The organism is Bacillus sp. AFS023182 (genome assembly GCF_002560575.1).
GTDB classification, from domain to species: domain Bacteria; phylum Bacillota; class Bacilli; order Bacillales; family Bacillaceae_G; genus Bacillus_A; species Bacillus_A arachidis.
Map to the genome: position 1 here is coordinate 524,091 of NZ_NTRO01000004.1, position 14,877 is coordinate 538,967.

General features: G+C 35.6%; 15 protein-coding genes, 1 pseudogene and 1 riboswitch. Of the genes and pseudogenes, 13 read left to right on the top strand and 3 right to left on the bottom strand.

The annotated features are described in order from the left end of the window. Positions 1 to 165: 165 nt before the first annotated feature. Positions 166 to 585, bottom strand: a complete 420-nt coding sequence (locus CN288_RS04540; RefSeq protein WP_026590355.1) for an Imm70 family immunity protein — start codon at positions 583 to 585, stop codon at positions 166 to 168. Between the two features lie 397 nt (positions 586 to 982). On the opposite strand from CN288_RS04540, the gene CN288_RS29410 reads away from it, so the two are divergent. Further along, positions 983 to 1,111 carry a hypothetical protein gene (locus tag CN288_RS29410; protein ID WP_255259946.1) on the top strand — a complete coding sequence of 43 codons (129 nt, stop codon included), beginning with the start codon at positions 983 to 985 and terminating at the stop codon, positions 1,109 to 1,111. A 239-nt stretch (positions 1,112 to 1,350) separates the two neighbouring features. Here CN288_RS29410 and CN288_RS04545 read toward each other — a convergent pair whose 3' ends face one another. Both CN288_RS04545 and CN288_RS04550 read right to left on the bottom strand, forming a co-directional pair. Continuing rightward, on the bottom strand, positions 1,351 to 1,629 hold the full coding sequence (locus CN288_RS04545) for a hypothetical protein (RefSeq protein ID WP_026590357.1): 279 nt from the start codon (positions 1,627 to 1,629) through the stop codon (positions 1,351 to 1,353). Then, positions 1,626 to 2,780 (bottom strand): Mbeg1-like protein, encoded by a 1,155-nt coding sequence (locus CN288_RS04550; RefSeq protein ID WP_098301828.1) that lies wholly within the window; start codon positions 2,778 to 2,780, stop codon positions 1,626 to 1,628. Before CN288_RS04550 ends, CN288_RS04545 begins: the two co-directional genes overlap by 4 nt. Before the next feature lie 56 nt (positions 2,781 to 2,836). On the opposite strand from CN288_RS04550, the gene CN288_RS04555 reads away from it, so the two are divergent. The 12 genes and pseudogenes from CN288_RS04555 to CN288_RS04610 all read left to right on the top strand — a co-directional run bounded on the left by CN288_RS04555 (position 2,837) and on the right by CN288_RS04610 (position 14,821). After that, entirely contained in the window at positions 2,837 to 3,187 is a 351-nt protein-coding gene (locus CN288_RS04555; RefSeq protein ID WP_255259947.1) for a hypothetical protein, read from the top strand. Positions 3,188 to 3,389: 202 nt separating this feature from the next. Beyond that, positions 3,390 to 3,707 (top strand): hypothetical protein, encoded by a 318-nt coding sequence (locus CN288_RS04560; RefSeq protein WP_098301829.1) that lies wholly within the window; start codon positions 3,390 to 3,392, stop codon positions 3,705 to 3,707. 215 nt (positions 3,708 to 3,922) lie between these two features. Further along, complete coding sequence (locus CN288_RS04565; protein WP_090687074.1) at positions 3,923 to 4,240, top strand: hypothetical protein; 318 nt, start codon at positions 3,923 to 3,925, stop codon at positions 4,238 to 4,240. Positions 4,241 to 4,307: 67 nt separating this feature from the next. Next, positions 4,308 to 4,496 (top strand): annotated as a pseudogene (spoVFB, locus tag CN288_RS04570) (dipicolinate synthase subunit B); the annotation flags it as partial. A 149-nt stretch (positions 4,497 to 4,645) separates the two neighbouring features. Then, entirely contained in the window at positions 4,646 to 5,692 is a 1,047-nt protein-coding gene (gene asd, locus CN288_RS04575) for an aspartate-semialdehyde dehydrogenase (RefSeq protein WP_026590367.1), read from the top strand. A gap of 25 nt (positions 5,693 to 5,717) precedes the next feature. Further along, positions 5,718 to 6,950, top strand: coding sequence for an aspartate kinase (gene dapG / locus CN288_RS04580; RefSeq protein WP_098301830.1), 1,233 nt, complete (start codon positions 5,718 to 5,720; stop codon positions 6,948 to 6,950). A gap of 11 nt (positions 6,951 to 6,961) precedes the next feature. Next, positions 6,962 to 7,840, top strand: coding sequence for a 4-hydroxy-tetrahydrodipicolinate synthase (gene dapA / locus CN288_RS04585; RefSeq protein ID WP_026590369.1), 879 nt, complete (start codon positions 6,962 to 6,964; stop codon positions 7,838 to 7,840). A 408-nt stretch (positions 7,841 to 8,248) separates the two neighbouring features. Beyond that, entirely contained in the window at positions 8,249 to 9,919 is a 1,671-nt protein-coding gene (locus CN288_RS04590; RefSeq protein ID WP_098301831.1) for a ribonuclease J, read from the top strand. Between the two features lie 99 nt (positions 9,920 to 10,018). Next, the gene (locus CN288_RS04595; protein ID WP_026590371.1) at positions 10,019 to 10,756 is read left to right on the top strand and encodes a ClpP family protease; all 738 of its coding nucleotides are present in this window, start codon (positions 10,019 to 10,021) and stop codon (positions 10,754 to 10,756) included. Further along, the gene (locus CN288_RS04600) at positions 10,753 to 10,956 is read left to right on the top strand and encodes a YlzJ-like family protein (RefSeq protein WP_090687066.1); all 204 of its coding nucleotides are present in this window, start codon (positions 10,753 to 10,755) and stop codon (positions 10,954 to 10,956) included. The genes CN288_RS04595 and CN288_RS04600 overlap by 4 nt, the downstream gene beginning before the upstream one ends. A gap of 211 nt (positions 10,957 to 11,167) precedes the next feature. Continuing rightward, positions 11,168 to 13,561, top strand: a complete 2,394-nt coding sequence (locus tag CN288_RS04605) for a DNA translocase FtsK (RefSeq protein WP_026590373.1) — start codon at positions 11,168 to 11,170, stop codon at positions 13,559 to 13,561. Between the two features lie 204 nt (positions 13,562 to 13,765). Continuing rightward, a riboswitch (purine riboswitch) is annotated at positions 13,766 to 13,867 on the top strand. A gap of 228 nt (positions 13,868 to 14,095) precedes the next feature. Next, complete coding sequence (locus CN288_RS04610; RefSeq protein ID WP_026590374.1) at positions 14,096 to 14,821, top strand: GntR family transcriptional regulator; 726 nt, start codon at positions 14,096 to 14,098, stop codon at positions 14,819 to 14,821. The last annotated feature ends 56 nt before the right edge of the window (positions 14,822 to 14,877 follow it).

Sequence of the window (14,877 nt, forward strand, 5' to 3'; positions counted from 1 at the left end):
TAAATATTACATTCCCATAAATCCGTGATTAAGGAGTTGCAGAAACTTATTTTTAAAACTCCAATCAAGTTGAACTCTTCGTTGTTAGACAAAAATAAAAATCACCTCATTTGAAGTGATTTTTATTATGATAACACTCTACTCTGACAGGTTTTGTTACTAATTTTATCTCCCAACCTTTTCGATCGTTACATCCATTTTACATTCCTCTGATTCCTTTAATGCATTTTTTAGTAAATCTAAAAAAGAAGTTCCTTGAATAGTATGATAGTTTGCTAAGTTAGTTATTTTAGCAGGAATTTTATCTCCATAAGGTGGTTTTTTTGTTATATCTTCAAAATCCCATATTACCTCTGATGGAGGGATTTTGCTCAATTTTTCTCTAATTTCTTCCACGTTTTTTAATGCCGCAGACACATCCTGCCATTTTAATCTTTCAAAATATAAATCCTGCATTAATAAAGGGTATTTAGTTCCCCAACCATCAGGCTCACAGTGGTATGACACTGTTGAGAAAAAACTGTGTAGAAAGTCAGGGTGTCCTGCTTCATAAAAAAACATATCTACAGAAAATCCTACTGCCATTTTTATCAGTCCTCTTTTATAATTTTTATTTCAGGTAATGCATTAGCTTTTTTTCTTATTTCTGTTCTAATTTCTTTCAAAATTTCATTAGAAACAGTTTGTCCTCTTATTGTGGAGGTAATTTTTCGTAAAAAAAGATGCAATCAAAAGAGAACGCCTCGGATGGGTAACAATGAACGTATTTTTACTATACCACAAGATATTACCTTTAAATTCCAATTTTCATATTCTTAACATTGCTTTGTTAGAATCTTACATGTAATAACAAAATAGTTAATAGGAGATGTAATCGGTGGAAATGCAAATTTTCGATGTTAACGAATCTGTTTGATGTATCATCAAAGTACCAGCAGAATCAAAAGAATACACATTTTTATTCCACAAGGATTCAACTTTTGTGGAATCGGTATTTTTATTAGAAGATGAGAGGCAGTGTAGTTTGATGAATGAAGAGATAGTTACTAAAACAGGTGCAATTACATCGGAGCAACTCAAGAGGGACTTTTTTGGAGATTTAAAAGGTTAGGTATGGATTGCGGTTGATGACGTGGGTTTATATAAAAGAAAAGCGACAGATCAAGAGGTAGAAATGTATTGGCATGTAAAAAAAATATACAAGAGAATTTAGCTGATAAAGTGAAAGTCCCTCTCGAGTGAGAGGGACTTTTGTTTTTAGATTATGATTAGTTGTTAATCGAATATAATTCAATTTAAGTTAATACGACAAGTATTAACTAAATTTTTTTGATTGTTTTAATTCTATTTTTATTTATAACTTCTATCTACAGCTTTCATCAGTTCCCAATCATTTCTTAATTCTTTTTTCTTTGTGTGTATTTCATTAATACCGTGGTTCAATTCTTTACGTAAGGTCCCTAAATCTTCCGTCGCTTTTTTTCCCGCACCATTTTGTGACCAACCAGCTTGTACGAGGTTATAAATGTCGTTGATACGCTCTTGATTTTCATTTATATATGTGATTAATTTGTTTAAGCTTTCAAAAGCGTCTTCTATATGTTCTTCGTTAAAGTACATTTGTCTCATTTTTTTATCCACCCAAATCCTTGGAAATTTTCGTCCGCATTTTTATATTCGTCCGCCTTTTTCTTAATAAACTCTGCAACTTCTTGAGACTTTAAAGCATATACTCGGCTAGTCTGATCTAAAAGGTGATAAAGTTCATTTATTCTATTTTCCATACGCTGACTCTTTGTTGATTTTAGAGACTGTTTTACTTCGTCAATTACCCGTGGGATATGGTTTCGGAAGGCTTCTGCGCTCTGTTTCATTTCGTTTGCTGACTTCTCTAGATATTCCATGATAACTTTTACCTCCCCGACACCATTAATAGAATATCTCGGAGATTGATAAATTTCTTTTCCTGTACTAGCATCTATCAATTTATTATCTATATTTCCGAATTTGTCATAATGATAATTGCCTAATCCATGAAAATCTTTATCTTTTGAGACAGAGTCGCTGAATCTATCAATCATATGAAAACCATAGTCATCTGTAGCTGTTTTAAAATCCGAATCAATCATATATGTATCGCCAATATGATTTTTATCTTCCCATAGAAAACCACCAGAAATAGAATCCTTAGGGTTAATGTAATTCGTTATTTTTCCTTTGTATTCTCCTGAGTCCACCTTTTCTTGAATTTCTTTTGGTAACATATCATAAACACCAGGAGCAGAATAAGTTATTGCAGGCACATCGCACATCGCTGCAGCATATTGAGCATTTGCACCACCTAACGAATGACCTGTGACTGTTATCGTAGCTTCACCGCCATATTCCTTTTTTACTATTTCTAAGAGAGACGTTGCTTGCGTAAATTGATTTGGTGCTACTACTTGAGTTTTATCAGATGGATCTATTTTCTCCCCATCTTGTAAAGGTTTGTCACCTTTGAATATATACTTAAAATCTGTCAAATAATCTGGTCCTGCTCTGTCTATTGATTTACCACCCTCTGTACCTCTATAGGATACAACAACTTCTTTAGTTTGCTTATTGTAAAAAACTGTTGCATCAAACCCAGTTACAGGGTCATGTAATGTTGCACCTTTAGGTTCAATTACTTTCCAGTTTTCTCCCCCTGTAGATGTGTAAGTTGAGCCTATTTCATGATCAGTGTAGGATTCGTCGGATAACTCGTTATAAGTTCTATCAGAAATGCTGGTACTCATAATATTCCTCCTAATATTATATTATTTCTATTATAATAGATTAGGGGGGGAAATGAATGAAAAAGGTAATATTTGTTATTGTTTTGGTGTTTTTTGGTATGGGGGCGTATCTTGCGGTTCAATATAACAAAGCGTTACATCCTTACACCGCACAGGAAGAAAAGGAAATGAAAGAAAAATCTTCACAAGCTGCTGTTGAATATTTTAAAAAAGAAAAAAATTGGGATATTAAAGTTACTAAAGTTGAATTTTCTGGATCTTTGGGAGGTGGTTCTATTTTTGTACATGGATATGTTAAGGAAAATCGAGAAAAGGTATCTGCAACAATAAAGTATAATAAAAATTACGAAGTATCTGGAGTAACTGTAAGCGAAAAACTACATAATATGGAAAGTGGAAAAGAGTGAAAATTTCATTAATTACATATAATTTGTGATTTTGGTAAATATCATCAAGCAAAAAAGTTAACTGAAATTAGTTAGCTTTTTTGCTTAGCTCTATATGTTGTGCTAGACAACTCTTTATAGGTTTTATCTGAGATTATATCCCCTATAACGTCCCTTTATTTCTGAATATTTAATATTATAATGGTAATGGGGGTAATAATAAATGAAGAAAATCCTATTAATTACATTTATATTAATTTTAGGTACTGGTTCGTGTGCTGTATATGAGTTTTATAAAGCTACTCATCCGTACACTAAAAAAGAAGAACAAGAGATGAAAGAAAAAGCGTCAAGAGTAGCAGCCGAGTATTTTGAAAAAGAAAAAAATTGGAATATTACAGTGAAAAATGTTGGATTTTCAACAGATATTTCTCGAAGTTCAATTAATGTTTATGGCTATGTTACTGACAACAAAAAGAAAGAAGTATATGCAAATATAAGATATAGAGATGATTATAAAATTGGAAACACGAGTGATTAATTATTCTAAATGAACGGTACTTTTACTACATATTGTTTAATTATAATTAAAAGCTCTGCTCTATTTATTAATATAAAAATGTCGAAACTCAGATGAGGATAAAATTTGTTTGTTATCATCAATTGAGTTTCATCACTTTACAATTGGCAGACGCATACAATCCCTTTATTCTAATTACTTTTACGTTAATTAGGATCGTATAGAGGAGATCATAAATGAAAAAAGTTCTATTCGTTATATTTTTGTTAATTTTAGGAATGGGTTCGTGCACTGTTTATGAATTGTATAAAGCTACTCATCCGTACACTGAAAAGGAAGAACAAGAGATAAAAGAAAAAGCATCGAAAGCAGCTATTGAATACTTTAAGGTAAAGGAGAATTTGGATATCGTAGTGACCAAAGTGGAATTTTCTAACGATATCTCTGGAAGCTGGATTAATGTTGACGGTTATGTATCTGGAGATAAAAAGAAAGAGGTGTCTGCAAACGTAGACTATAAAAATGATTATAATGTTACAAGTTATAATTATTAAACGTTTTAACGTTGTACATATATAATAGAAGTAAATAAAAAATATTTCTTTTTGTCATCACCATGTTGGCGTCAATCTTATGCGTTTAATGGCGACAAAACATATTTATTTTGTGCCATTTGGGCAAGATGCACCAGAGAAAAAACCAAACTCAATGGTAGCCCGTATGGAACTTCTTGAAGATACAATTGTAGAAGCGATAGAAGGGAAGCAAATACAACCTGTTGTTGTAGAAAAATTCAGATATATGAATTAAAAAACGAAAAAAAACGGACATTTTTTTATGAAACCATCATTCTTATCGCAGAATATGATAAAATTAACGTTATTAAGATTAGAAGGGGTATTTTATACTCCTTCTAATTCTAAGTATAGAAGGATTGGTATCTAGAAAGGGGCATAGTGATGGAAAAGCAAAAAACTTTTCATGTCGCTGTAGTTGGAGCAACCGGCGCAGTTGGTGAACAAATGTTAAATACTTTAGAGAAACGAGAATTTCCAATTGGGAAATTAACGTTACTTTCATCTAAACGTTCTGCAGGCAAGAAGCTTGTATTTAAAGGAGAAGAATTCATAGTACAAGAAGCAACTCCTGAAAGCTTTGAAGGAGTCGATATTGCACTCTTTAGTGCAGGCGGATCTGTATCGAAACAATTAGCACCAGAAGCAGCAAAACGTGGTGCGATTGTTGTTGACAATACAAGTGCATTCCGTATGACAGAAAATGTACCACTTGTTGTACCAGAAGTGAATGAAAATGACTTAAAAGAACATAGTGGTATCATTGCAAATCCAAACTGTTCTACAATTCAAATGGTAGTTGCTCTTGAACCAATTCGTCAACAGTTTGGTTTAAAACGAGTAATTGTTTCCACATATCAAGCTGTGTCTGGTGCTGGAGCTGCTGCAATTGAGGAGCTTCATGAACAATCACAAGCAATCTTAAATGGGGAAGAAGTAAAAGCAAGTGTTTTACCTGTATCAGGTGATAAAAAACATTACCAAATTGCTTTTAATGCTATTCCACAAATTGATAAGTTTCAAGATAATGGATTTACATTTGAAGAGATGAAAATGATTAATGAAACGAAAAAAATTATGCATATGCCTGAGTTAGAAGTAGCAGCAACATGTGTACGTTTACCTGTTGTATCAGGTCATTCTGAGTCTGTTTACATTGAATTAGAAAAAGAAGGTGTAACAGTAGAAGATATGAAAAACCTACTTGCAAATGCAGAAGGAGTAGTACTGCAAGATAATCCAGCAGAACAGTTCTACCCAATGCCATCTACTGCAGTAGGTAAAAACGAAGTGTTCGTTGGGCGTATTCGTAAAGATTTAAATAATGAAAAAGGATTCCATCTTTGGGTCGTATCTGATAACTTATTAAAAGGTGCTGCATGGAACTCTGTTCAAATTGCAGAACGATTAGTAAAATTACAATTAGTGTAAACGGCTAAGAGAAGGTGCAAAGAAAATGAAAATTATTGTTCAAAAATTTGGTGGTACATCTGTACGTGACGAAAATGGACGTAAGCATGCACTTCACCATGTTAAAAAATCATTAGATGCTGGTTATAAAGTAGTTACAGTTGTATCAGCTATGGGACGTAAAGGTGAACCATATGCAACGGATACATTATTAAGTCTTGTAAATCAAAATGAATTTAGTATTTCAAAACGTGAGCAGGATTTATTACTATCATGCGGAGAATTAATCTCGGCAATCGTTTTCTCAAATATGTTAAATGAAAACGGAATAAAAGCAGCAGCACTGAATGGTGCACAAGCTGGTTTTGTGACAAATGATGATTTTACGAACGCAAAGATTGTTGAAATGAATTGTGATCGTATACATGAAGAGTTACAAAACGTAGATGTTATTGTTGTTACTGGATTTCAAGGCCAAACGAAAGATGGCGATATAACAACACTTGGACGCGGTGGTAGTGATACTTCAGCTTCGGCACTAGGTGTTGCGCTTCATGCTGAATATATCGATATTTTTACTGATGTAGAAGGTGTGATGACTGCTGATCCCCGTATAGTAAAGGACGCGCGTCATCTTCAAAACGTGACGTACAATGAAATTTGCAACATGGCTTATCAAGGTGCGAAGGTTGTTCATCCGCGTGCAGTTGAAATTGCAATGCATGCAAAGGTGCCACTTCGTGTACGCTCTACGTACTCTGATAGTGAAGGGACACTTATTGCTGCATATGCCGGTGCTACAAAAGGCCGTGATATAGAGGAACGTCCAGTTACAGGAATTGCCCATGTATCAAATGTGACGCAAATTAAAGTAGTTGCGAAAGACGGATCGTACGATTTGCAAAAGCATGTTTTCAAAGAAATGGCAAATGAAGGAATTAGTGTAGACTTAATTAACATTTCGCCTACAGGCGTGGCATACACAATAAGTGATAATGTATCTGGGCGTGCTGTTGAAGTTCTTCATAAGCTTGGATATGATCCAATCGTGACGGAGCACTGTGCAAAGGTATCTATTGTAGGAGCTGGAATGGCAGGTATTCCAGGGGTTACTGCTAAAATCGTTACAGCTTTAGCAGAAAAAGGTGTTCAAATTTTACAATCAGCTGATAGTCATACGACAATTTGGGTGCTTGTAAAAGAAGTAGATTTAGTGGAAGCTGTGAATGCATTGCATACTGCGTTTGAGCTTTCAAAAGAACAGCAACTGGAACAGTAAGGAGTGAGACCATGATAGATTTTGGGACAATTGCAACAGCGATGGTAACACCGTTTGATAAAAATGGAAACGTCGATTTTGCGAAGACAACTAAATTGGTAAATTATTTAATTGATAACGGTACAACAGCAATTGTGGTAGGAGGAACGACTGGAGAGTCTCCTACATTGTCATCAGAAGAAAAAGTAGCGTTATATCGCCATGTCGTATCTGTTGTCGATAAAAGGGTGCCCGTAATCGCTGGAACAGGAAGCAATAATACGCATGCTTCTATCGAGTTAACGAAAAAAGCAACAGAAGTTGGTGTCGATGCAATTATGTTAGTGGCACCGTATTATAATAAGCCGAGTCAAGAAGGAATGTATCTGCATTTTAAAACAATTGCTGAAAGTACAGAACTTCCGGTTATGCTATATAATGTTCCAGGACGATCTATTGTACAAATCTCCGTTGATACAGTTGTTCGTTTATCAGAAATACCAAACATCGTAGCGATTAAAGATGCTGGTGGCGATGTGTTAACAATGACAGAAATTATTGAAAAAACAGCGGACGACTTTGCTGTATACAGCGGTGATGATGGTTTAACGTTACCAGCTATGGCGGTTGGGGCTAAAGGTATTGTTTCTGTTGCCTCTCATGTGATTGGAAATGAAATGCAAGAAATGATTGCGGCATTCCAAGTAGGAGATTTCAAAAAAGCACAGAAATTGCATCAATTGCTTGTTAAAGTAACGAATGCATTGTTTATGGCACCAAGCCCAACACCAGTAAAAACAGCGTTACAAATGGTTGGATTAGACGTAGGATCTGTGCGTTTACCACTTATTCCATTAACAGAAGAAGAACGACTAACATTACATGATGTAATGCAATCGATTCCTCGTTAATAAAAATGACCTAGTGTAAAAACTAGGTCATTTTTATTTTGAAAGAAATTTTTTACAGGTATTCTCCTTGAAATTTATATACTTCATCCTTCTTTCTCACGATTTAACTTGTGTTCTATTTCTTGTATCAGTTATAATATGGCTAAGTAGCTTAGTACGGGTATGCTTAGCAAAATTGGAAAAAATTATGGTTTAACGGAATTTTCATATCATATCGCATAAGATATTTGATTTATATAATGAAAGAGAGGTGAAACCTGGTTTAAAAAACGAACGAGAACATGATATCGCATAACGGTAAGGACATTCGTCTTGGACGGTGAATATATGGTGGTTGTAGAGTTTCCCTGGTGTCTCTACAATTTTAGTGAAATCAGTGTTTGTAAGATTTTTAAACCAGGCAACAACATGAAGAGAAAAGAGAATGATTCTGTAAAAGTATTTGCTCTCGGTGGAGTAGGTGAAATCGGGAAGAATATGTATTGTGTGGAAATTGATTCCGAGATTTTTATTGTAGACGCAGGATTGATGTTCCCGGGAGACGAGATGTTTGGAATTGATATTGTTATCCCTGACATTACATATTTAGTAGAAAATCAAGAACGAGTAAAAGGTTTATTTATTACACATGGTCATGAAGATCACATTGGTGGAATTGTTTATGTACTGCGTAAACTTTCAATCCCAGTATATGCAACTAAGTTAACAGTAGGTTTAATACAAGAAAAACTTGGTGAAGCAGGAATGCTTGGTCGTGTAGATTTAAAAACAATTGATTCTAATTCAGAAGTAGAATTCAATACGACAACGGTTTCATTCTTTGGTACAACACATAGTATTCCAGATTCCGTTGGTGTTTGTTTCCATACATCAAAAGGTGCAATCGTATATACAGGAGATTTTAAATTTGACCAAACACCAATTGGTAACAGTGGAGCAGACCTTGGAAAGATGGCTCAAATCGGAAATGAAGGTGTTCTTTGTCTGTTATCAGATAGTACAAATGCTGAGCGTCCTGGTTATACAGGTTCTGAAAAAGAAGTTGGAATAGAGATTTCAAAAGTATTTTATGGTGCAGAAGGCCGTATCATCGTTGCTTCTTTCGCCTCTAATGTACATCGTATTCAACAAGTGTTTGATGCGGCTGCTGAAACAGGACGTAAAGTAGCTGTTGTAGGCCGTAGTATGGTGAAAGTGGTGGATATCGCAAGACGTCTTGGATATTTAGATGTTCCAGATGGCATGGTTATTTCACTGCAAGAAGTGGATAATTTCCCAGAGAAGAAGGTAGCAATTTTAACAACTGGTAGCCAAGGGGAACCAATGGCAGCTCTTTCAAGAATGGCAAAGCAAGCACATAAACAAATTTCAATTCGTAAAGGTGATACAGTTATCATTGCTGCTTCTCCGATTCCGGGAAATGAAATATCAGTATCTAAAATTATTGATTTACTATTTAGAGCTGGTGCAGAGGTTGTCTACTATGGAGAAAGAAAAGTTCACGTTTCCGGTCATGGTAGTCAAGAAGAATTGAAATTGATGCTAAATTTAATGAAACCGAAGTATTTTATACCCGTACATGGTGAATTTCGTATGCAAAAGGCACATGCGTATTTGGCGGAAGATGTTGGTGTCTTGAAAGAAAATATTTTCATCGTAGAAAAAGGCGATGTAATTGTTTTTGAAGGCGTAGAGGCAAAGCCAGCTGGTAAAGTACAAGCGGGCAATGTTCTTATTGATGGATTAGGTGTAGGTGATGTCGGAAATATTGTCTTGCGTGATCGTAAGATGTTATCACAAGACGGAATTTTAGTTGTTGTTGTAACACTTGGGAAAGATGAGAAGAAAATCATCTCTGGACCAGAAATTATTTCACGTGGTTTTGTGTATGTTCGTGAATCTGAAGCGTTAATTGAAAAATCTACAGATATTGTACGTACAATTGTTGAACAATCCATTAAAGAATATTCCATTGAATGGTCTATGTTAAAGCAAAATATTCGCGAATTATTAGGACAGTTCCTATACGAGGAAACGAAGAGAAAACCGATGATTTTACCAATTATCATGGAAGTGTAAGAAAACCACCTTTACCGGTGGTTTTTTCTTTTGATCCCTATCGCATGAAATTTACAACTTAAGAAATAATAGTGGTATAAGAGTGAAAGGGGATGCGATATGACAGAACGTGATGGTTTAACAAATGAGGAAAAAGAAGCAGAGCCGAAAGAGGCATCAGTAATAGAGAAAATCCAACAACTCGGTCAAACGAACGTTCCGCAAATGAATGAATCACGTATTCACTGCTTAACAATTGTTGGACAAGTAGAAGGCCATATGCAGCTTCCGCCACAAAATAAAACGACGAAATATGAACATGTGATTCCACAAATTGTGGCAATTGAGCAGAATCCGAAAATTGAGGGATTACTTTTATTGCTAAATACTGTGGGCGGGGATGTTGAGGCTGGATTGGCAATCTCAGAAATGGTAGCTTCATTATCGAAGCCAACTGTATCTTTGGTTTTAGGTGGAGGGCACTCGATAGGTGTGCCAATTGCAGTCTCAACAGATTATTCATTTATTGCTGAAACTGCAACGATGACAATTCACCCAGTTCGTCTGACTGGTCTTGTTATTGGTGTGCCGCAAACATTTGAGTACTTGGATAAAATGCAAGAACGTGTGGTAAGATTTGTAACAAAACACTCAAAAGTGACGGAAGATCGTTTTAAAGAGCTTATGTTTGCTAAGGGAAATTTAACGCGCGATATTGGAACAAATGTAATCGGAATAGATGCAGTGAAGTATGGTCTTATAGATGATGTTGGTGGTATTGGAGATGCAATTCGAAAGTTGAATGAATTAATAGATATGCAAACAGGTGGAAATCAAGATGGGAAGTTGCTACAATGATTTTATATACAATTATGCCCGAGCAACTTATTTATGAGGCGGACTATTCGCAGTACGAACGACAAAAAATAGTGAATGTAAATGGAGTAGAGATGGTTGTATCGGAAGAGAATAATCAATATTATTCCGTTGTTCGTGTGTTAAGTACAAATCCATTCCACTACTTACAGTATGAACCGGGCCAGAAAATAACCTTTTAGCAAAAAGCAGGATTTTGTTAAGAAGCTATGGTATAATATAAAAAACAAGACGGTTGAGCAGCCATGATTAGGCTGCTTTCTTCTGTTTACGCGGCATTTTACACATCTTGTAAAATGCGGCGTAAATAGATTTAAAAAATGTGATGAATGACATGAAAAATACTTTCAATGAATGAAAGTTTCACTTAATTTTTGGACTTGGGGTGAAGAAATGGTAAAACAAAAGCAAAGAGGGACGAAATCAAAAGCAAGACGTACGATAAAGCCAACTTTGTATTACGAAATCGTCGGGTTGACTCTTTTTGCGCTTTCGATCATTACAATCTTACAGCTAGGCATTGTAGGGAAATCGTTTGTGTTATTTTTTCGCTTTTTCTTTGGCGAATGGTACATAATTGGTGTATTAGGTGTAATAGCTTTATCTATTGCGTTTGTTATAAGACGCGGTTGGCCAAACCTTTTAAATAAACGGTTAATCGGTGTCTATTTAATTGTGTTAGCGATATTGATGTTTAGTCATATTACATTATTTAACCTTCTTACAAAAGACGGAGCGGTGGAAAATACTTCTGTAATTGTGAGCACAAAAGATATGTTCTTTCATGAGATGAAGAAAGGCACAGAGACAGTTCATTTAGGTGGAGGTATGTTTGGGGCGCTTATGTTTGCAACGTTTTACTTTTTGTTTGATGAAGTAGGTGCTTACATTATTGGGATTATTCTAGTTATTCTTGGTATACTTTGCATTACAAATAAACATATTGGGGAAGTACTAGCTCCAGTTGGACGAATACTTAGAAGTCAATTTCAAGTGATGCAGGGAGATTATAAGGACTGGAGAGCGAAACGCACTGCTGAACAAACAGAAAAGAAAAAAGCGACAAGGCGCACACGTAGTGAAAGGCATGATATACAAGAAGAGATTGTCGAACCGGTAGAAGAAATAGAAATTGGTCCACCAATTATTTCGAACTTTACAGAGAATTATCCAGTAAGTGAAGAAAAGGATAAAAATCGTGAAGATGAAGTTGCTGATGAGCTGATTGCCCCCCCTGTTATGGAAGAGGAGCTTCCATCGGCATTAAAAGAGCGGTCGCAAAAGAAACGAGGAGAAAAGATAGTTGAATCTCTAGAAGGGGAAATGAAAACTCCCCCAATGCAATTTTCAAATGTGGAAAACAAAGATTACAAGCTTCCTTCTATCGATATATTGAAGTTTCCCAAAAACAAGCAGGTTACAAATGAAAATGAAAAAATTTATGAAAATGCTCGTAAGCTTGAGCGTACGTTCCAAAGTTTTGGTGTGAAAGCAAAAGTGACGAAAGTACATAAAGGGCCTGCGGTTACGAAATATGAAGTGTATCCTGATATGGGAGTGAAAGTAAGTAAAATTGTGAGTTTGAGTGATGATTTAGCACTGGCATTAGCTGCGAAAGATATTCGTATTGAAGCTCCTATTCCTGGGAAATCCGCAGTAGGGATTGAAGTTCCAAATTCAGAGGTTTCCATGGTAACACTTAGAGAAGTACTTGATTCGAAAGCGAACAATCATCCGGAAGAAAAATTATTAATTGGCCTTGGGCGTGATATTACTGGTGACGCAGTGTTAGCGCGGTTAAATAAGATGCCTCATCTATTAGTAGCTGGAGCGACTGGTAGCGGCAAGAGTGTATGTATTAATGGTATTATTGTTAGTATTTTAATGCGTGCTAAACCACATGAAGTAAAGTTAATGATGATTGATCCAAAGATGGTAGAGTTGAATGTATACAATGGTGTTCCGCACTTATTAACACCTGTTGTGACGGATCCTAAAAAAGCATCACAAGCTTTGAAAAAAGTTGTGAGTGAGATGGAGCGACGTTATGAACTATTTGCTCATAGTGGAACACGTAACATTGAAGGGTATAATGAATACATTAGAAACCATAATGATCAATCAGAAGCAAAACAACCTGAGCTTCCATACATTGTTGTAATTGTGGACGAGTTGGCGGATTTAATGATGGTCGCTTCTTCGGATGTAGAGGATGCAATTATGCGTTTAGCACAGATGGCACGTGCTGCTGGTATTCACTTAATTATCGCAACGCAGCGTCCATCTGTTGATGTTATTACTGGTGTTATTAAAGCGAATATTCCGTCACGTATTGCGTTCGCGGTTTCCTCGCAGACGGACTCTCGGACAATTCTTGATAGCGGAGGCGCTGAAAAATTATTAGGACGAGGGGATATGTTATTCATACCAATTGGTGCGTCTAAGCCAGTTCGTGTACAAGGGGCGTTTCTATCAGACGATGAAGTGGAACGAGTTGTAGAATACGTTATTGGTCAACAAAAAGCACAATATCAAGAAGATATGATACCGCAAGATGTCCCGGAAACAAAGCAAGAAGTAGAAGATGAATTATATGATGAAGCGGTTCAGCTTGTTGTAGAAATGCAAACAGCTTCTGTTTCGATGCTACAACGTAGATTTCGAGTAGGATATACACGTGCAGCGCGTCTTATTGATGCGATGGAAATGAATGGTGTGGTTGGACCTTATGAAGGTAGTAAACCGAGAGAAGTTTTGATTAAAGATATACAAGAAAAAAGTTCTTAATAAAAAAGTCTAATTGTTTACAATTAGGCTTTTTTATATGGTGTTTTTGTTATATACTATAGTCACCGGTAAAGAAAGGGCTTTCATTTTTAGATGTTCTTTAGAATACGAATGCTTTCAATGTTATTTTTAAAAAATGTTCGATATTACTTGTGGGAAAATGTTGAATTGTGTTGACACATATGGGAGCAAGTGTTACGATTACTTCGAAAAGAATCACTGCCTCATATAATCTTGGAGATAAGGTCCATAAGTTTCTACCTGGCAACCATGAATTGCTAGACTATGAGGGGAAAAGTGTGTAACAAAGGATGTAAGGGATCTTTGTGCCGAACTTTTTCTCTGTATGAGGAATGTTTGTGGTACAAAGTTTTTTTTATGAAATAAAGATAGAAAATTTCATTTTGAAAAATTATTAACATTTATTCGACAAATATCGTTTTGTGGTAGCATTGCTATACTATGTTGTTAGTTGAAAAAAGAGAACGGAAGTCTTACATCAGAGGTCGAATAATTGGAATGCGGGGGAGTCTTATGTCAGTTAAATCCGATAGTCGACACTTATATTTACGGGTGATCGATCATATTAAAGAAAAAATCAAAAGCGGGGCATATAAAGAAAAACAAAAATTGCCTTCAGAGTTTGATTTAGCGAAAGAACTTGGCGTAAGTAGAGCGACTTTACGAGAAGCGTTGCGTATTTTAGAGGAGGAAAATGTTGTCATTCGTAGACATGGCGTTGGTACTTTTGTGAATGCCAAACCACTGTTTTCTTCTGGAATTGAACAGCTTTCTAGTATTACAGATATGATTTCTAGTGTTGGGAAAACGCCGGGAACCATCTTTTTATCATCATCTACTACGAGTCTAACAGAAGAGGAAAAAGAAAAGTTTAATAGTGATGAAGGCTTTGAGGCTGTAATGATTGAGCGTGTTCGTACAGCAGATGGGGAACCTGTTGTGTACTGTGTTGACAAGTTGGCGAAAGAGGTATTACCGGACTTATCCGATTATAATGAGGAATCATTGCTTACTGTAATTCATAATAACACGCATAAACGTATTACATATGCAGTTGCTCACATTGAACCAATTGGTTATCATCCGAAAATATCACCAATTTTACAATGCGAACCAGAAACAGCGCTGCTGATTCTAAAACAAATGCACTATGATCAAAATGATGAACCAATTTTATATTCTATTAATTATTTTAGAGCAGATAAATTTAGCTTCCACGTATTAAGAAAACGCATGTAATTCGTTCCCTTTTTAGGGAGGTGACAGCAAGAAGAAGGGGACACTAGCATATTAAT